The sequence below is a fragment of the Sphingomonas sp. genome, assembly GCF_965200135.1.
Classification (GTDB): domain Bacteria; phylum Pseudomonadota; class Alphaproteobacteria; order Sphingomonadales; family Sphingomonadaceae; genus Sphingomonas.
The window spans coordinates 594,421-610,921 of the sequence record NZ_CBDATK010000006.1; the positions used below are offsets into that span (position 1 = coordinate 594,421).

The 16,501-nt window shown below is 69.8% G+C and carries 15 protein-coding genes; 6 read left to right on the forward strand and 9 right to left on the reverse strand.

The annotated features are described in order from the left end of the window. Positions 1-8: 8 nt before the first annotated feature. Positions 9-821 carry an aldolase/citrate lyase family protein gene (locus ACOFKS_RS07640; RefSeq protein ID WP_419808639.1) on the reverse strand — a complete coding sequence of 271 codons (813 nt, stop codon included), beginning with the start codon at positions 819-821 and terminating at the stop codon, positions 9-11. A gap of 159 nt (positions 822-980) precedes the next feature. On the opposite strand from ACOFKS_RS07640, the gene ACOFKS_RS07645 reads away from it, so the two are divergent. Both ACOFKS_RS07645 and ACOFKS_RS07650 read left to right on the forward strand, forming a co-directional pair. Then, positions 981-3,029: a hypothetical protein gene (locus tag ACOFKS_RS07645; protein WP_419808640.1), complete on the forward strand. Its 2,049-nt coding sequence runs from the start codon at positions 981-983 to the stop codon at positions 3,027-3,029. Then, a complete protein-coding gene (locus ACOFKS_RS07650; protein ID WP_419808641.1) occupies positions 3,026-3,691 on the forward strand; it encodes a DUF3142 domain-containing protein in 666 nt (221 codons plus the stop codon). The genes ACOFKS_RS07645 and ACOFKS_RS07650 overlap by 4 nt, the downstream gene beginning before the upstream one ends. Here ACOFKS_RS07650 and ACOFKS_RS07655 read toward each other — a convergent pair. Continuing rightward, complete coding sequence (locus tag ACOFKS_RS07655) at positions 3,688-5,190, reverse strand: hypothetical protein (protein WP_419808642.1); 1,503 nt, start codon at positions 5,188-5,190, stop codon at positions 3,688-3,690. The two genes, ACOFKS_RS07650 and ACOFKS_RS07655, sit on opposite strands and share 4 nt — an antisense overlap. A 661-nt stretch (positions 5,191-5,851) precedes the next feature. Then, positions 5,852-6,766 carry an ROK family protein gene (locus ACOFKS_RS07660; RefSeq protein ID WP_419808643.1) on the reverse strand — a complete coding sequence of 305 codons (915 nt, stop codon included), beginning with the start codon at positions 6,764-6,766 and terminating at the stop codon, positions 5,852-5,854. A 99-nt stretch (positions 6,767-6,865) separates the two neighbouring features. On the opposite strand from ACOFKS_RS07660, the gene ACOFKS_RS07665 reads away from it, so the two are divergent. Further along, positions 6,866-7,855, forward strand: coding sequence for an SDR family oxidoreductase (locus ACOFKS_RS07665; protein WP_419808644.1), 990 nt, complete (start codon positions 6,866-6,868; stop codon positions 7,853-7,855). 10 nt (positions 7,856-7,865) lie between these two features. Here the strand turns inward: ACOFKS_RS07665 and glmS are convergent, their stop codons facing one another. Both glmS and glmU read right to left on the reverse strand, forming a co-directional pair. Next, on the reverse strand, positions 7,866-9,686 hold the full coding sequence (gene glmS, locus ACOFKS_RS07670; protein WP_419808645.1) for a glutamine--fructose-6-phosphate transaminase (isomerizing): 1,821 nt from the start codon (positions 9,684-9,686) through the stop codon (positions 7,866-7,868). Between the two features lie 31 nt (positions 9,687-9,717). Continuing rightward, positions 9,718-11,064, reverse strand: a complete 1,347-nt coding sequence (gene glmU / locus ACOFKS_RS07675; protein ID WP_419808646.1) for a bifunctional UDP-N-acetylglucosamine diphosphorylase/glucosamine-1-phosphate N-acetyltransferase GlmU — start codon at positions 11,062-11,064, stop codon at positions 9,718-9,720. A gap of 62 nt (positions 11,065-11,126) precedes the next feature. On the opposite strand from glmU, the gene ACOFKS_RS07680 reads away from it, so the two are divergent. Beyond that, positions 11,127-11,801 (forward strand): HAD-IA family hydrolase, encoded by a 675-nt coding sequence (locus ACOFKS_RS07680; RefSeq protein ID WP_419808647.1) that lies wholly within the window; start codon positions 11,127-11,129, stop codon positions 11,799-11,801. Here the strand turns inward: ACOFKS_RS07680 and ACOFKS_RS07685 are convergent. From ACOFKS_RS07685 to ACOFKS_RS07700, 4 genes are all read right to left on the reverse strand, one after another. Beyond that, positions 11,773-12,777: a nucleotidyltransferase family protein gene (locus ACOFKS_RS07685; RefSeq protein WP_419808648.1), complete on the reverse strand. Its 1,005-nt coding sequence runs from the start codon at positions 12,775-12,777 to the stop codon at positions 11,773-11,775. The two genes, ACOFKS_RS07680 and ACOFKS_RS07685, sit on opposite strands and share 29 nt — an antisense overlap. Next, positions 12,762-13,628, reverse strand: a complete 867-nt coding sequence (locus ACOFKS_RS07690; protein ID WP_419808649.1) for an HprK-related kinase A — start codon at positions 13,626-13,628, stop codon at positions 12,762-12,764. The genes ACOFKS_RS07685 and ACOFKS_RS07690 overlap by 16 nt, the downstream gene beginning before the upstream one ends. Then, the gene (locus ACOFKS_RS07695) at positions 13,625-13,900 is read right to left on the reverse strand and encodes an HPr-rel-A system PqqD family peptide chaperone (RefSeq protein ID WP_419808650.1); all 276 of its coding nucleotides are present in this window, start codon (positions 13,898-13,900) and stop codon (positions 13,625-13,627) included. Before ACOFKS_RS07695 ends, ACOFKS_RS07690 begins: the two co-directional genes overlap by 4 nt. Before the next feature lie 109 nt (positions 13,901-14,009). Beyond that, positions 14,010-14,402, reverse strand: coding sequence for a hypothetical protein (locus ACOFKS_RS07700; protein WP_419808651.1), 393 nt, complete (start codon positions 14,400-14,402; stop codon positions 14,010-14,012). A 96-nt stretch (positions 14,403-14,498) separates the two neighbouring features. Between ACOFKS_RS07700 and ACOFKS_RS07705 the strand changes: the two genes are divergently transcribed. Further along, a complete protein-coding gene (locus tag ACOFKS_RS07705; RefSeq protein ID WP_419808652.1) occupies positions 14,499-15,614 on the forward strand; it encodes an ATP-binding protein in 1,116 nt (371 codons plus the stop codon). 70 nt (positions 15,615-15,684) lie between these two features. Then, complete coding sequence (phoB, locus tag ACOFKS_RS07710) at positions 15,685-16,377, forward strand: phosphate regulon transcriptional regulator PhoB (protein WP_419808653.1); 693 nt, start codon at positions 15,685-15,687, stop codon at positions 16,375-16,377. Positions 16,378-16,501 lie beyond the last annotated feature (124 nt).

Here is a 16,501-nt window from a genome sequence, read left to right on the forward strand (position 1 = left end):
TAGCGGGCTCAGCCGGCTGCCGCCATCCGGGTCTGCGGCACGAAATGGCGTGCGCGCGACTGCATCATGTCGATCCGGGCGACGTCCTCGTCCGCGATCCGCTGATAGAAGGAGCGCTTGTTCTGGAGCCACATCAGCTCGAACTCGGCGGCGTTGGCGATCCCCGCCTTGATCGTGTGGCTGTTGATCGCGGCGCCGTCGAACACGATCTTGCGCGTCTCGAACCGATCGAGGCGGATCGCGGCGACCTCGCGCAGCGCGTCCACCGCGTCGGCGGTGACGGAGCCGCCGACCACCAGCTCCAGGTCGGTCGCCAGACATGCCTTGGCGACCGCGACCACCGCATCGGTGATCTCGCGGTCGTTGATCGCTGTGCGCGGCAACCCGCGCGATAGCGTGAAATCGACGCGGCCGAAGACGATCCCGTCGACGCCCTCCTTCGCCAGCGGCAGCATGTCGTGCAGGTTGCGAAGCGTCGTCTCGGTTTCGAGATTGAACAGGAACTGCGTCCGGCCCGGCTCGCGGCCATGCGTCTTGCGGTGCGCGTCGACGAACTTGGACAGCGCGTACCGCGTCTCGACCATCGGCGCGATGACGTAGTCGACGCCATACAGGTGCGTGGACAGCAGGTCGGAAACCGCCTCGCAGCCACCGATCTTGAGCGCGACCTTCAGGTCGGCGCGCTGCGTCAGCTCCAGCAGACGCAGGAACTCGTCGGGCCGGGTGCCCTCCGCCTCGAACTCGGCCTTGACGGCGACCACGCCGAACTCGTCGCGCCCCATCTTGAGCGCATCGAGCATCTTGCGTTCCAGAACGTTCACCGCGGTCCCTTTCCATGGCCCGGCGAGCGGGCTTCCGGCGAAGGGTTAACGCGGAGATGGTAAACGACACGTTACCGCCGGCGATCGGATGGCCGACGTCGATTGCCTCTCGACGCGACGACCCCGACCGGGGCACGATGCCCGTCGGGGGAGAGCGGGATGCGCGGGTTTGCGGTGGTGGTTCTGGCGTCGCTCGCGGCGGCGTTCGGCTGGACGGCGCCAGCCTGGGCGAGCGGCGACACCGGCTGCACGCCGCGCTGGACGCTGGCGCTGCGGGAGGCGACGGGTTGCGACAACCGGCTGGTGCTGGGGCCGGCGAACGACACCCGCGTCAACCTGTTCCTGCTGCTCCGCGACCGGCACCGCCTGCCCGCGCAGCCGCCGGGCAATCCGCAGGCGCCGCTGCTCCCGCATTTCGAGTGGATGGCGTATCGCGACGCCTGGCAGCCGCCGGCCGCCGCGCGCGAGGCCTTTACCGATGGCGAAGGCTCGCGGTGCCGCAGCAACGACGATGGCAGGCGCGCCTTCGCCGCCGCGGTGCGGGCCGCGCGCGGCCTCGCCGACGATGACCGAGCGTCGCTGATCGCGGCGCGCGATGCGTTCGCGCCGGATTGCGCGCAAACGCTACCGCCGGCGGCACCGGCCGTCGCGCGGACGGCCCGGCCATGGGCGGACTACCTGGTCGCCGCCGCCGCCTTCTACAATGGCGACTTCGACCGGGCGACGGCGGGCTTCGCCGGGCTGACGGACGCGGGCGATCCGTGGCTGGCGGAGACCGCGCGCTACATGACCGCGCGCGTCGAGCTCAACCGGGCGCAGGCACCGGCGTTCGACGACTGGGGCGAGCTGGATGCCACGAAGGTCGATCGGCCGGCGCTGGCGCGCGCGTCGACCGGCTTCGACCGCTATCTCGCCGCCTATCCGACCGGTCGCTATGCCGGATCGGCGCGCGGGCTGCTGCGGCGCGTCTGGTGGCTGGGCGGCGACACCGCCCGCCTCGCCGGGGCCTATGCGGCCCTGCTGGCGCAGGACGCGGCGACGCGCGGCATCGACGACGTCGCGCTGGTGCAGGAGATCGACAACAAGCTGCGGCCGGCGACGCTGGACGCGATCGCCGACCCGCTGCTGCTCGCGACCTTCGATCTCGCCCGGATGCGTGCGGGCGACCCGGTGCTCACCGCCGCCGAGCTGACCCGCCAGCGTCCCGCCTTTGCGCGCGAACCGGCGCTGTACGGCTATCTGCAAGCCGCCTTCGCGCTCTACGTGACAAATCAGCCTGCCGAGGTCCTGCGCCTCATCCCGGACGCGACCCGCGAGCGCGGCATCGCACCGGTGGCGCTCAGCCGGCAGGTGTTGCGCGGTCAGGCGCTGGACGCGGTCGGCGATGCCAACGCGCGCGGGTTCTGGCTGACGCTGTTACCGGCGGCGGGCGCGCCGATGCAGCGCGCGGTCGTCGAACTCGGGCTGGCGCTGCACGAGGAGCGGGCTGGACATCTCGACGCGCTGCTCGCGCCGGGCTCGCCGCTGACCACCCCCGTGCTGCGCGAGACGCTGCTGTTCACCGTCGCCGATGCCGCCATGCTGCGCCGCGCCGCTCGATCGACCGAGGTGTCGCCGCACGAGCGCGCGGTGGCGCTGTTCCAGCTGCTCTACAAGGAGCTGAGCCGTGGCGCCTACGCGGCGTTCGGGCAGGACCTCGCCCTGGTCCCCGCCGCCGCATCGACCGAGCCGATCTCGTGGGAAGGGCTGCTCTACACACCCAACATCCCGGTCGGCGTTTTCGTCCGCACCGACCGGCTCGGCGATCTCGGTTGTCCGCCGCTGCGCGCCACCGCCGCAAGGCTCGCCGTCGATCCGCGCGATCCACGCGGGCGGCTGTGCGTCGCGGACTTTTTCCAGGCCAATGATTTCGACGGCGGCGTCTATGACGAACAGCCGGTCGCCGCCGATCTGGGCGGCACGCGGTCTCTGTTTTCGGGCAAGCCGTACGAGCGCGCGGCGGTCTATCGCGCGCTGCTCGCCGAACCGGGCACGCCGACGGACGACAAGGCTTATGCGCTGTATCGCGCGATCCGCTGCTATCAGCCGACCGGCACCAACTCGTGCGGCGGGCCGGAAGTGCCGGTCGCGATGCGGCGCGCGTGGTTCCAGCGGCTCCAGCGCGAGTTCCCGCGCTCGCGCTGGGCCAGGTCGCCGCTCTATTGGTGATCGCCGCCGCTCTCGCCCTCGCTGCGGCGACCGTCAACGCACGCGACCATGACAGTTTCTGGCTGTGGGCGGGCGTGGGACCCCGGCCCGAACTGGCGCGGGCGCGGCGTGTGTACCTGCTCAACGGCGAGGTCACCGACGACGCCCGCTATGTCGCTCAGCGCCCGGCGGTGCCGCGGGTGCGCGGGGCCGAGGTGTGGCTGGTCGTGCGGGTCGAGACGCTGACCTGGTCGCCGCTGGTCCACCGCCAGCTTCTGGCGCAGCTCGCCCGCTGGCGCGCGGCGGGCAATCGCGTCGTCGGCGTCCAGATCGACTTCGACGCGCGGACGCGACACCTCGCGATCTATGCCGCCTTCCTGCGCGGATTGCGCGCCGAACTGCCGCGCGATTGCCGGCTCGGCATCACCGGGCTGCTCGACTGGAGCGCGAACGGCGATCCGGCGGGGCTGAACCAGCTCGCCGGCGTCGTCGACGAGGTGGTGGTGCAGATCTATCAGGGCCGCCGCGTCATCCCCGGCTATGCGGGCTATCTCGCCCGGCTGGACCGTCTCCCGATCCCGTTCCGCGTCGGATTGCTGGAGGGCGGCGACTGGACGCCGCCGCCGGGTCTCGTCCGCAACCCGCGCTTTCGCGGCTACGTCGTCTTCCTGCGCCGATCCTAGCGGCGACGGCAGGCGAGCGACATCGCCAGCCCCGCGCCGAAATCGCGGCAGTCCCAGCGTGGATCGCGGATCAGTGCATCAGGCTGGCGCAACGGGTTGTCGCCTCGTGCATTGCCGACCCACAGCAGCGCATTGTCGCCGCGCGCGTCCGCCCGCGCCACCACCGCCGCGACCGCGTTCGCCTCCTGCGGGACGTGGAGCACGTCGACGGGCACCGGCTGACCGTCGCGGTGGAGGAAAAAGCCGCCGAGTTCGGCAAGATTGCGGTCGAGGTCGGGCGCCAGCTCGGCGGTAGTGTCCGACCAGAAGAACAGCAGCCGCCCGACCTTTCGCTCGGCCAGCCAGCGGCTCGCCAGATCGATGCCGAACGCATGGCGCTGGTCGAGCGAGGTGTCGCGCCAGCCCGATACCGCCACCCCGGCGCAGCCCACCACCATCGTCAGCAGGAATGCCGCCGCCGCCGCCTCCCCTCGCTTCAACGCGCCGGTCAGCCACCAGGCGAGCGCGAACAGCAGGCCGGGCAGCGTCGGCAGGAAATAGCGCAAGGCCATGCCCGGCACGATCAAGCCGATCCCGAACAGCGCGGCGAAACTCGCGATCGCCGCCAACACCGTCCACGCCTCCGCACTCGGCCGCCAGCGACGCAGCGAGACCTCCCGCACCCGCATCGACCCACTCCAGACCAGCAACGCTGCCAGCATCCCCGCGAACAGCCCGTCCCCCGCGATCAGGGCCGGCAGCTGTAAAATGACATAGGGCGTCAGCGTCGTCGTCATAGGAATCCCAACGCTCTGGATTCGCACGACAAACGGCAGGTGGATCGCCATCCAGCCGATCAGTACCAGCAACGGCGCCGCCGCCGGCCACAGCCGGACCGCCGACCGCCGGTGAACGGCCAGCAGCATCAATCCCTGCACCAACCCCGGCAGCAGCGCGATATAGTGCGTCAGCCCGATCGCCAGCGTCGGCAGCACCCATCGCAGCGCCGCCGCTCGCGTCGGTTCGCGCATCAGCGCGCAGAACGCCGCGATCTGCAGCGTGCCGAGCAGGAACAGCAGCGCATAGGGCCGCGCATCCGACGCGAGCACGCCCGCCGGCATCCACAGCAGCAGCACCGCCGCCCACGCCAGCCGCATCGTCGCGTCGGGGTGCCCCCGCCGCCACACGATCAGCGGCGCCAGCAGCGTGCAGGCGAGGCTCGGGAAGCGCAACGCCTCGGTCGACACGCCCGCAAAACGCGCCCACAGCCACATCGGCGCGTAATAGCCGGGTCCGGTCAGCTCCGTCCGCAGCCAGTGCCAGAGCCCGCCCAGCGTCGCCTGCCCCGCGATGATCCCGGTGAAGGTCTCATCGAACCACAGCGGCATCGCCCGATTATAAAACACCCGCGCCGCGGTCCCCACGATGATGGCGACGATCAGCAGCGTCGGACGCCACCAGCGTGCGACATCGCGCTCGAAGGCCGAGCGTGCATCGGCAGCGGCGATGGTCGCGGTCATGTGCGTCCGACTATCAGCGGTGTGTCAGCGCTTGGTTAACGGCGATCGCGCCGCCACCTTCAGTGTGTTTACCGCCCGGAGTGTCAGGATGGCGACCGCACCAGGTCCCTTCCCACACTTTCTGGGCGCGGTGCACCGTCATGGCAATCACGTGTTCGCGCACCGCTGCAGTCCCAGCCCACCGAACTCATGCTCGCGGTCGTCTTCCCGAAGCAGCGCCAACAACCGCGACGCGCGCACCGGCCTATGTACGTTTCGACTCGGTCGAGGGCGGCAAGACCTGGGCGGGCGATCACGCGGCTCGGGACCGTGAGCACCATCAGCAGCACCGTCGACCAGGCGACTGCGAGCAGCAGAATGCCCTCGTTAAGCCGGTCGAAGGGCGCTGTGATGACCGGCGCTAGTAGCGGCATGGTCGCGAGCGCCCGGCGGCATTGAGGATCAGCGCCGGCCTCGCGTGGCCGCGATGGATAATCGAATGAACGATGGCCGCCGGTTCGCATTCGCGGCCGCCGCCCTGAAGAACGACCGATCCTGAGGCTGTCCAATATGTGCACCATGCGCCTGGCCGCCTCCCGGTCGCCGATGCCGTGGCATGCGAATGTCGATAAACGACGACGAAGCAAGGCACGGCAGCGTTTCCCGCTGATAGCCGACACGGTTACGGCGTCGTAAACGCCCGTTCCCGCACTGCCTGCGCCCCTAGGAGTACGGCACCCAGCGGCCCCGCCCGACCGCCGAGTCCTGCCGGCACGACATAGGTGTCGGGAGCCGCGACCTCTGGCAGCATCGAATAGCCACCCAGGCTTTTCGTCATCGCCTCGCGCACGCGCGGCAGCAGGTGGGACGCGCCGGTCATGACCCCGCCGCCCATCACCACCCGACGCGGCACGCCGGTCAGGACCAGCGTGTGGAGCAGCTGCCCGAGCGCGTGGACGACATTTTCCCACACCAAATCATCCGCAGCGAGATCTTCGGCCTTGCGCCCCGCACGCGCCGCGATGGCGGGACCGGACGCCAATCCCTCCAGGCAGGCGCCGTGGAATGGACACGTGCCGATCCAGTCGTCGCCGCCAAGCCGCACCGGTCGGATGTGACCAAGTTCCTGATGCGTCAGTCCGTCGACGGGCCTGCCGCCCGCGACTAACCCGACGCCGATGCCCGTGCCGACGGTGACATAGGCGACGTCGGCCAACCCCGCCGCCGCGCCCCACTCCGCCTCGGCCATCGCGGCGCCGACGACATCGGTGTGAAAGCCGACCGGAACGCCGTACCGCCTCCCCAAACGCCGGGCGATGTCGGTATGCGACCAGCCCGGCTTGGGCGTGACGGTGACCTGGCCCCAGTCGGCGCCAGCGCGATCAACTCCCACGGGACCGAAGCTGGCGACTCCGATGCCGACAAAGCCGGTCCATCGATCCAGCACCGCCTCGATCGCCGCCAGCGTTTCGGCCGGCGTGGTGGTCGGAATGCGGATCTCCTCCTCGACCGCGTCCGGGCCGCGCGCGAGGATGCAGATGCACTTGGTGCCACCCAGTTCGACGCCGGCGATGAGAGGAAAGGCGCTGTCCTGCATGACCCATGTTGTGGCCCAGCGAAAAGCGAAAGCCAACCGGGCACCAAGCCGGCACGCCGGCGTTCAGCCGATATCTCGCCCATCGAAAGGAATGCCACGATGTCAGACACTTCCCGCCGGACCGTGCTGGGCGGCGCCGCGCTTGGCGCCGCTGCCGCCGCTACGCCCGCGCTGGCGCAAGGTGTCGTGGCGGACCGGCCGGCGGCGATGACCGACCCGCGCTCGAAATACACGACCATCCCCTTTCCCGAACAGCGCCAGCCCTGGCCGGCGCTTCAGTCGAGGATGACGCCGCGCCCCGACTGCGGCGAGACGAGCTACAAGGGGTCGGGACGGCTCGCGGGACGCAAGGCACTGCTTACCGGCGGCGACTCCGGCATCGGTCGCGCCGCCGCCATCGCCTTTGCGCGCGAGGGCGCCGACGTCGCGATCAACTACTATCCGACCGAAGAGCCCGACGCGCGCGAGGTGGTCGATCTGATCCGTCAGACGGGGCGCCAGGCGGTCGCGATTCCGATGGACCTGCGTACCGAGGACAATTGCAAGGCGATCGTCGAAAGAGCCGTCAACAGGTTGGGTGGGCTGGATATCCTGGTCAATAACGCGGCCTATCAGCAGTCGAAGGCGACGATTTTCGAGGTATCGGACGAGGAGTTCGACCGGACGTTCAAGACCAACATCTACGCTCCCTTCCGCCTATCCAAGGCGGCGATACCGCACATGAAGCCGGGATCGTCGATCATCAACACCGGCTCGGTCAACAGCTTCGATCCCGAGGAGGAGTTGCTCGCCTATGCCTCGACCAAGGGCGCTATCCACATCTTCACCCGCGCATTGGCGAAGCAGCTCGCCAAGCAAGGCATTCGCGTCAACATGGTGGCCCCTGGTCCGATCTGGACGCCGCTTCAGGTCGCTGGCGGGCAGCTGCCGGGCAAGATGGGCGAGTTCGGCCACGACCCCGACCGCCCGCTGGCCCGCCCCGGTCAGCCTGTCGAGCTGGGGCCGCTGTTCGTGGCGCTCGCGTCCGACGAGTTCAGCTACACCACCGGCGCGACGTTCGGAGCGAACGGCGGCAAGGGGATGCCGTGACGGCTCACTCTCACTCCACCGTCACGCTCTTTGCCAGGTTGCGCGGCTGATCCACATCCGCGCCCTTCGCGACGCCCACATGATACGCCAGCAACTGCACCGGTACCGCATAGACGAGCGGCGCGATCAGCGGGTGGACGGTCGGCATTTCGATCGTCGCGAGGCAGTTTTCGCCCGCCGCTGCGATGCCGGCTGCGTCCGAGATCAGCACCACCTTGCCGCCGCGCGCCTGCACCTCCTGCATGTTGCTGACGGTCTTCTCGAACAGTGGGCCGGACGGGGCGATGACGATCACCGGCACGTTCTCGTCGATCAATGCGATGGGCCCGTGCTTCATCTCGCCTGCCGCGTAACCTTCGGCGTGGATGTAACTGATTTCCTTCAGTTTCAACGCACCTTCGAGGGCCAACGGGTAGTCGAGGCCACGGCCGAGATACAGTACGTCCCGCGCTCCGGCGACGGTGTGCGCCATCGCCGCGATCGCCTCGTCGTAACTCAGCGCGGCATTGATCGCCGCCGGCGCCTCGGCGAGGTGGCGTACCAGCTCCCGCTCCGCGTCCGCGTCCAGCTTGCCGCGTGCGCGCGCCAGGTTGGCGGCCAGCGCGGCGAGCACCGCCAGCTGACAGACGAACGCCTTGGTCGAGGCGACGCCGATCTCCGGCCCGGCATGCGTCGGCAGCAACAGGTCGGCCTCGCGCGCCATCGAGCTGGTCGGCACGTTGACGACGACCGCAATCTTCTGCCCCTCCGCCTTGGCATGGCGCAGCGCCGCCAGCGTGTCAGCGGTCTCGCCCGATTGCGAGATGAACAGCGCCAGCCCGCCCGCCTCCAGGATCGGCGAGCGGTAGCGGAACTCGGACGCGACATCGAGGTCGACCGGCACACGCGCGAACTGCTCGAACCAGTATTTGGCGACCATCCCCGCGTAGAAGCTGGTGCCGCAGGCGACGATCGTCACCCGCTTCACCGCTGCCAGGTCGAAGTCCGGAATGGGCAGCGTCACCCGTTCCTCCATCCGCTGAAGGTAGGAGCGCAGCGTCTGGGCGACGACGATCGGCTGCTCGTAGATTTCCTTGAGCATGAAATGCGGGTGATTGCCCTTGTCGATCACCTCGGCGCGGGCACCCGCCACGATCGGCCGCTCGACGGGATTGTTCTCGTGATCGAAGACCTGCGTGCCCTCGGCGGTGCAGACCACCCAGTCGCCCTCGTCGAGATAGGCGATCCGCTGCGTCAGGGGTCCGAGCGCCAAGGCGTCCGAGCCGAGATATGTCTCGCCCTCGCCATAGCCGACCACCAGCGGCGAGCCGAGCCGCGCGCCGATCAGCAGCTCGGGATGCTGGCGGAACAGGATGGCGAGCGCGAAAGCGCCGTGCAGCCGAGGCAGCACCACGCGAACCGCGTCCGCCGGTGCCAGTCCCGCCTCGACCTGCTCGCTGATGAGGTGCGCGACGACCTCGGTATCGGTCTCGCTGGTGAAGATCCGACCGCGCGCGATCAGCTCGTCGCGCAGCGTCTTGAAGTTCTCGATGATGCCGTTGTGAACGACGGCGACTTCCTTGGTCGCGTGCGGGTGCGCGTTGTTGGTGGTCGGGCCGCCATGCGTCGCCCAGCGGGTGTGCGCGATGCCGGTGGTGCCGGGCAGTGGATCGGCGGCGAGTTCGCGCGTCAGGTTGACCAGCTTGCCCGACGCGCGGCGGCGGTGAATGTGGCCGTCGTGATCGGTCGCGATGCCGGCGGAATCATAGCCGCGATATTCGAGGCGCTTGAGCCCGTCGAGGAGGCGCTCGGCCACCTGCTGATGCCCGACGATGCCGACGATGCCACACATATCTGCGATCCGGTTCTGGAGGGAGGCGCGCTTAGCCCGCGGCTTTACGCGCCCGCATCGCTTCGCGAAAGCGCTTGGCCCAACCGGGCTTCGCCTGTTGCGGCGGGCGGACGAGCGCGAGCGCGTCGACGTCGACGTCCTGCGTCACCACCGCACCGGCGGCGACGATCGCACCCGCGCCGATGCTGACGGGGGCGACCAGTGCCGAGTTGGAGCCGATGAACGCGCCCTCGCCGATCTTCGTACGATATTTGAAGAAGCCGTCGTAATTGCAGGTAATCGTGCCCGCGCCGATGTTCGCGTCAGCGCCGACCTCCGCGTCGCCGAGGTAGGTCAGGTGGTTCGCCTTCGCGCCCGCGCCCAAGGTGGTCTTCTTGACCTCGACGAAGTTGCCGACCTTGACGCCTTCCTTCAGCACCGCGCCGGGACGTAGCCGAGCGTAGGGACCGACCTCGCACCCGCTGCCGATGTCGGCGCCTTCGAGGTGGGAGAAGGCGCGGATCGTTGCCCCATCGGCCACGCGGACACCGGGGCCGAAGAAAACGTTGGGCTCGATCGACACGTCGCAACCGAGCGCGGTATCATGGGCGAACCAGACCGTCTCGGGCGCGATCAGCGTCACCCCCGCCGCCATCGCCTGTGCGCGGCGCTCGGCCTGCCACGCGGCCTCCACTCCCGCCAGTTCGCCGCGACTGTTGATGCCGGCGACCTCGTCGGCGCCCGTCTCGATCACCGCCGAGGCGCGATCGGCGATCATGACCACGTCGGGCAGGTAGTATTCGCCCGCGGCGTTGGCGTTATTCACCTGGGCGAGCAACGCGAACAGGTCGTGGCTCCCGGCCGCCATCAATCCTGAATTACAAAGGGTTACGCCACGTTCCTCAGTGGACGCATCCTTGAACTCGACCATCCGGTCGATCCGGCCGTCGGCGGTCGCGATCACGCGGCCATAGGCCGCCGGGTCGGCCGGACGGAACCCGAGCACGACGGTCGCCGGGCGGTCCGGCGCGGCCAAGCGATCGAGCATCCGCTGCATCGTCGCCGCCGTGACCAGCGGCACGTCGCCGTAGAGGATCAGCACGTCACCGGTGAACCCGGCGAGCGCCGCCTCCGCCTGCCGCACGGCGTGGCCGGTGCCGAGTTGCTCGGCCTGAACCACAACCTCGGCGCCGAGCGGAACGACCGCGGCCTCGACCTGCTCGCGCCCCGCACCGACCACGACCACCGTACGCGCAGGCGACAGCGCATCGACGCTTGCGAGCAGGTGCAGCAGCATGGGCCGGCCCGCGATCGGATGAAGCACCTTGTGCAGGTCGGATTTCATCCGCGTGCCCTTGCCGGCGGCGAGCACGATGACGGCGAGCGGACGGGTGGCCATGGCGGCGCGCCCTGCCACGAAGTGCTTGCCAAGACCATAGCGAGGGGAGCAGCGACCGGGCCATGAACTTTCCCTTTGCGATCGTCGGGTTCGACCTGGACGGGACGTTGCTCGACACGAGCGGCGATCTCGCCGCGGCGGTGAACCATGCGCTGACGGCGGACGGGCGCGCGGCGCTGCCGGTCACCCAGATCGTGCCGATGGTCGGCGGCGGGGCGCGGCACATGCTGGCGCAGGCGCTCGGGGCGACGGGCGGCGGCGACGAGGTGTCGCTCGACCGACTCTTGCCGGTGCTGCTCGCCTATTACGAGGCGAACATCGCGGTTCACACCCGGCCGTTCGCCGGCGCGGTCGCCGCAGTCGATGCGCTGCGGGAGCGCGGCGTCCGATGCGCGATCGTGACCAACAAACGCGAGGATTTCGCACGCAAGCTGTTGGGGGAGCTGGCTTTGCTGGATCGGTTCGACTGCTTGATCGGGGGCGACACGCTGGGGCCGGGACGCGCAAAACCGGCGCCCGACATGGTGCTGGCGATGATCGAGCGGTGCGGCGGCGGGCGCGCGGCGTTCGTGGGCGACTCGATCTATGACGTGCGTGCGGCGCGGGCAGCGGGGGTGCCCGTCGTCGCCTGCGCGTTCGGCTTCCTGCAGCAGCCGGTGGAGACGCTTGGTGCCGATGGGCTGATCCAGGACTTTGCCGCGCTTATTCCTAAGCTTGAAAGCCTTTCCTCCACTTGATCCAGAGGTGCCGGGCCAACATCGGCGGCGGCATCCGGAGCAGGTGCGATCGGGCATAGAAGGCCAGACGGGTCATCGGTCGCGTCGGGCGGCCCCACCCGTCGCGGGTCAGCAGGCGACGAAGGTAGACGGCATCGGCGGTACTCCTGCGCGGCAAGCCATCGGACGCTTGATGCCCGAACAGCGTTGTGGCCAGCCGGGCCGCTCGCATGACGGGGCCGAGCAGTCCGTGGAGCGCGGCGCGGGCCTCTAACGATTCGCTGCCGAAGTCGTTCAACAAGCAGTGAATATCCCACAAGTTGCGAAGGCCGCCGGTCAGGTCGCCGTCGGCGAACAGGTGGGCGGCGGCGTGGACGATCATGTCGGCCGGCGCGAGGACGTAGAGGCCGTTCCCCAGTCGAATGGCGTCGTTTATCAATGAGTTGGCATCTGGCCGGGGGCCTGCGGTGGGGGGCAGGATGGTGTGATGGACGTCGGCCATCCGGTCGCGGTCTCGGTGGATGAGCGGCGGCAGTTCGTGCATCCACTGGCGATAGTAGAGGTCGTCGTAGGGATCGGGCTTAACCCACTCCCACCCTTGGGAAAGTAACGCCGCTTCCGCCGCCGCAAGATCATCGCGGCGGACCAGGATGTCGAGGTCGCCGATGGCGCGGCCCTGCCCCGCCGAGAGGCCGGCGGCGGCGTAGGCAGTGCCCTTGAGCAGCACCACCGGGAGGCCGAGCGGCGCAAGCGCGCGGCGGGCCATTTCGGCCTCCCACAAGGCACTTCGGCGCTGTTGTTCGGACCAGATGCGAGTATCGGCAAGGATCGGCCCGACCTCGTCCGGGACCGGCAGGCCGGTCAGCCGGTGGGCCAGCGTGCCGAGGAGCTGCTCGGCGCGGGCGACGGTCAGGAGGGTCGTCCAGCCCGGACCGTCGAGCGCCGCGACGCTGGCCGGGTCCGCCAACGCGCGGCAGAGGGTCAGGCCTGCGTCCACAGATCCTCCACCGCCGCCACGCCGGCGTCGCCGTCAGGATAATCGATCGCGATCGCAGGGACTTGCCTGATGAAACTGGTCAGCGATCGGAACCCCACTTCGCCCAGCGACACGTAGTTGGTCGATGCCTGAGTGAGCCTGGCGAAGGCCTCGCTGGGCAGGAAATCTCGGGTGGCGGCGGGGTGGCCGTAGCGGGGGAAGAGGAAGAGCGCGGGGCTCGCCACCATCACGTTGCGGACTCCAATGTTGGCGGCGGTGCCGCCTGCGTCGGGCACGAGGTGGCGAATGTCACCCTTCGGGGTGCCCTGCAGCAAGGGTCCCCATCGCGCGGTCGGGAGCGCCGCCGCGACCGCCGCGACGCTTTCGTTCTTGAGGCTTATCAGCCGCGGGTGGGGATGGAGCATCCCGTCCGCGCCGAGCAGCGCGAACTCGTCGCCGAGCAGCCGCCAGCCGCGCGCCATCAGCAGCGCCGCCAGCGTCGACTTCCCCGCGCCCGACTCGCCCGTCAGCACCACCGCGCGACCGCCGCGCTCGACCACGGCGGCGTGGAGCAGCAGGTGCCGACGCCAGCCGAGTGCGACCTGGAGGTTCATCGCCATCTCGGCGGCGAGCAGCGCGTGGGCGAGCGGCAGCGGCAGCGCGCCGGGGAGCGTCAGGTCGCCGCCGATCGCGACCTGCGGCCGCAGCCAGCGGCGATGCAGGCGGGGCGCTTCCAGCCGGACGGTGAAGTCCGGCACCGAGGGCGCGGGGTAGCCGGCGTAGAGCGCGCGGAGCTGATCGATCGGCGCGCGCCAGTCGCTGCCGATGCGGAAGCCGACCGGGCCGACCTTCAGCGCGACACTGTGCCTCATGCGGTGGCGATCAGGCCGGCGTCGACGAGTTCGGCCAGGCGCGCGGCGAGAGCGTCGTCGGTGAGGTCGGGCAGATCGTAGTCGGCGGCGAGATGCTCGCGGAGCGCGGACAGGGATCGGGGGGTGTCGGCCAACGCCGCAAGCAGTTGGGGCGCGGGTTCGGCGAGGAGGTGGGTAATGCCGGAGCGGCGATCGTAGAGCGCGATGAAGGGCGGGAGGTCCGCGGTGACGCAGGTGCCGGGGGGTGTGGCGCGGTAGAGGGGGTCGGTCATGCTCCCTCCCCTGTCGGTCGCTTGGTGAAATAGGAAGAAACGGGATCCCGGCTCGAGGCCGGGATGACGGACGGGGGCAGGCGTAGGTCGCGTGCCCGACGAAGGGGCCTCAGCCGCGCGGCATCTGGAGCGAGGCGAAGCAGGTGAAGCCGCCCTGCCCGCGCTGGAGCCGACGGATGTAGTTGAGATAGGCCTGGTTCGCCTCGCTCGACGTGCCGGGCAGCTGGCCGCCGGCGAGCGCCTGCTTGACGTCCTCGCCCCGGAACGAGCCCGGCGGCGCGAAGGCACCCGGCGTGCCCGCCGCGACCGTCGCGCCGTCGGCGGCGATGTAGCTGCCGGCGCGGCCGCTGTCGGGAACGGGGATTTGGCAGTTGAGCACCGACCCGGCGGTCTGCGCCAGCGCCGGGCGGACCGACAGCACCGCGCTCGCCCCGACCGCGCCGATCATCAGCGTGCGCCGGGAGGTCCTGCCGCCGGTGGAAGGGGTCGCGTCGTCACTCATCGGGTCGGGTCCTAGCCCCAAGCTGTTTCATAAAGCTGAAGCGCGGGCAAGCCGCGTGCTGGCGGCAATGAGGGCACCGGTGTAGCGCGCTGGGACATGCGAATCGACAAGCGATGGCCAGCGGCGTTGCTGGCGGGAGCCAGCGTGGCGGCGGGCGTAGTGGCACTCGGATTGAGCGTGCGTCGCGCGCCGGGCGATGCCGAGCCGCCGGTCGACGACGAACCGGCCCTGGGCGACGTGCTCGACGCGGTGGCCGAGCCGGTGCTGCTGGTCGAGGGGTCCGCGATCACGCTCGCGAACCGTGCCGCGATCACCGTCATGGGCACCCAACTGGTCGGGCAGGACGTGCTGGCGGCGATCCCGCACCCCGAGGCGGCCGAGCGGCTGAGCGACCTCGACATGGGCGACGGCGGGCCGATCGAGCTGATCGGGCTGGGTGGCGCGAAGCAGCGCTGGCAGATGCGGGTCAACGCGGTCGGCGGCGGACGGCGGCTGATCCACCTGATCGACCAGACCGAGAGCCACGCCGCCGAGCGGATGCGGACCGATTTCGTCGCCAACGCCAGTCACGAGCTGCGGACGCCGCTGGCCGCCGTGCGCGGCTTCATCGAGACGCTGGAGGAGGCGGGCGACGACGCGGAGATGCGCGGACGCTTCCTGTCGATCATGGGCGCGGAGGCGCTGCGGATGCAGCGGCTGGTCGAGGACCTGATCTCGCTCAGCCGGATCGAAGCGGAGAAATACCGCCTGCCCAGCGACGCGGTCGACCTGGGCGCGCTGGTCGATGAGGTCCATGCCGAGCTGGTCGCGACCGGCGACGGGCGCGGCCGCGACATCGTGCTGGCGCTGGCGGCGGTGCCGGAAGTGACCGGCGATCGCGCGCAGCTGAGCCAGGTCGTCCACAATCTGGTCGGCAACGCGATGAAATACGGCCGTCCCGGCACGCCGGTGAAGATCGCGCTGGTGCGCGAGGGCGACGAGGTACGGCTGGCGATCGTCGATCGCGGCGAGGGCATCCCCGCCAAGCACATCCCGCGCCTCACCCAGCGTTTCTATCGCGTCAACAAGGGGCGCAGCCGGTCGCTGGGCGGCACCGGGCTGGGGCTGGCGATCGTCAAGCACATCGTCGAACGCCATCGCGGCCGGCTGTCGATCGCAAGCCAGGTCGGCGTCGGCACCACCGTCGCGGTGACGTTGCCGATGCAGCCTTAACCTGTGTCATCAAGGCGTCACAGCCCTGGCGCATTCCCGTCATCGTTCCGTAACAGAAAGTCCATCCGTCATGACCCGGCCCCACATGCTCCTGGTCGAGGACGATCCGGCGATCGCCGAGCTGTTGACCTGGCATTTCCGGCGCGAGGATTTCGACGTCGTCCAGACCGCCGACGGCGAGGAGGCGCTGCTGCTGGCGCGTGAGAAGACGCCCGACATCGTGCTGCTCGACTGGATGCTGGAGACGCTGTCGGGGCTGGAGGTTTGCCGCCGGCTGCGCCGTCAGGCGGAGACCGCGAACGTGCCGATCATCATGCTGACCGCGCGCGGCGAGGAGGAGGACCGCGTGCGCGGCCTCGACACCGGCGCGGACGATTACGTCACCAAGCCCTTTTCCCCGCGCGAGCTGGTGTCGCGGGTCAACGCGGTGCTGCGCCGTGTCCGCCCGGCGCTGGCGGGCGAAGCGCTGACCTATGCCGATGTCGAGATGGACCTCGGCAGCCACAAGGTGAAGCGCGCCGGCGAGACGGTGCCGCTCGGCCCCACCGAGTTCCGGCTGCTCAAGCATTTCCTGGAGCATCCCGGCTGGGTGTTCTCCCGCGAGCGGCTGCTGGATGCGGTGTGGGGCCACGACGCCGACATCGAGGCGCGGACGGTCGACGTGCATATCCGGCGACTGCGAAAGGCGATCAACCTGAACGACCGTCCGGACATCATCCGCACCGTGCGTTCGGCGGGCTATGCGCTCGACGCGGGCGAGTGAGGTCGCGGCGGGCGCCGACCTGCTACCTGCCCCGTCCGACTGGCCGGTCGCTGGTCGCTGTCCGCACCGATCGCCCGGCTGGCCGATTCGGTAGCGTAACGATGGAAACCATCCGCGCTTCGGG

Excerpts from the sequence above, each read along its gene's own strand:
- ACOFKS_RS07645 (WP_419808640.1), top strand. The coding sequence starts at position 981 with ATGCGCGGGTTTGCGGTGGTGGTTCTGGCGTCGCTCGCGGCGGCGTTC.
- ACOFKS_RS07655 (WP_419808642.1), bottom strand. The coding sequence starts at position 5,190 with ATGACCGCGACCATCGCCGCTGCCGATGCACGCTCGGCCTTCGAGCGC.
- ACOFKS_RS07660 (WP_419808643.1), bottom strand. The coding sequence starts at position 6,766 with ATGCAGGACAGCGCCTTTCCTCTCATCGCCGGCGTCGAACTGGGTGGC.
- ACOFKS_RS07665 (WP_419808644.1), top strand. The coding sequence starts at position 6,866 with ATGTCAGACACTTCCCGCCGGACCGTGCTGGGCGGCGCCGCGCTTGGC.
- glmS (WP_419808645.1), bottom strand. The coding sequence starts at position 9,686 with ATGTGTGGCATCGTCGGCATCGTCGGGCATCAGCAGGTGGCCGAGCGC.
- glmU (WP_419808646.1), bottom strand. The coding sequence starts at position 11,064 with ATGGCCACCCGTCCGCTCGCCGTCATCGTGCTCGCCGCCGGCAAGGGC.
- ACOFKS_RS07680 (WP_419808647.1), top strand. The coding sequence starts at position 11,127 with ATGAACTTTCCCTTTGCGATCGTCGGGTTCGACCTGGACGGGACGTTG.
- ACOFKS_RS07690 (WP_419808649.1), bottom strand. The coding sequence starts at position 13,628 with ATGAGGCACAGTGTCGCGCTGAAGGTCGGCCCGGTCGGCTTCCGCATC.
- ACOFKS_RS07695 (WP_419808650.1), bottom strand. The coding sequence starts at position 13,900 with ATGACCGACCCCCTCTACCGCGCCACACCCCCCGGCACCTGCGTCACC.
- ACOFKS_RS07700 (WP_419808651.1), bottom strand. The coding sequence starts at position 14,402 with ATGAGTGACGACGCGACCCCTTCCACCGGCGGCAGGACCTCCCGGCGC.
- ACOFKS_RS07705 (WP_419808652.1), top strand. The coding sequence starts at position 14,499 with ATGCGAATCGACAAGCGATGGCCAGCGGCGTTGCTGGCGGGAGCCAGC.
- phoB (WP_419808653.1), top strand. The coding sequence starts at position 15,685 with ATGACCCGGCCCCACATGCTCCTGGTCGAGGACGATCCGGCGATCGCC.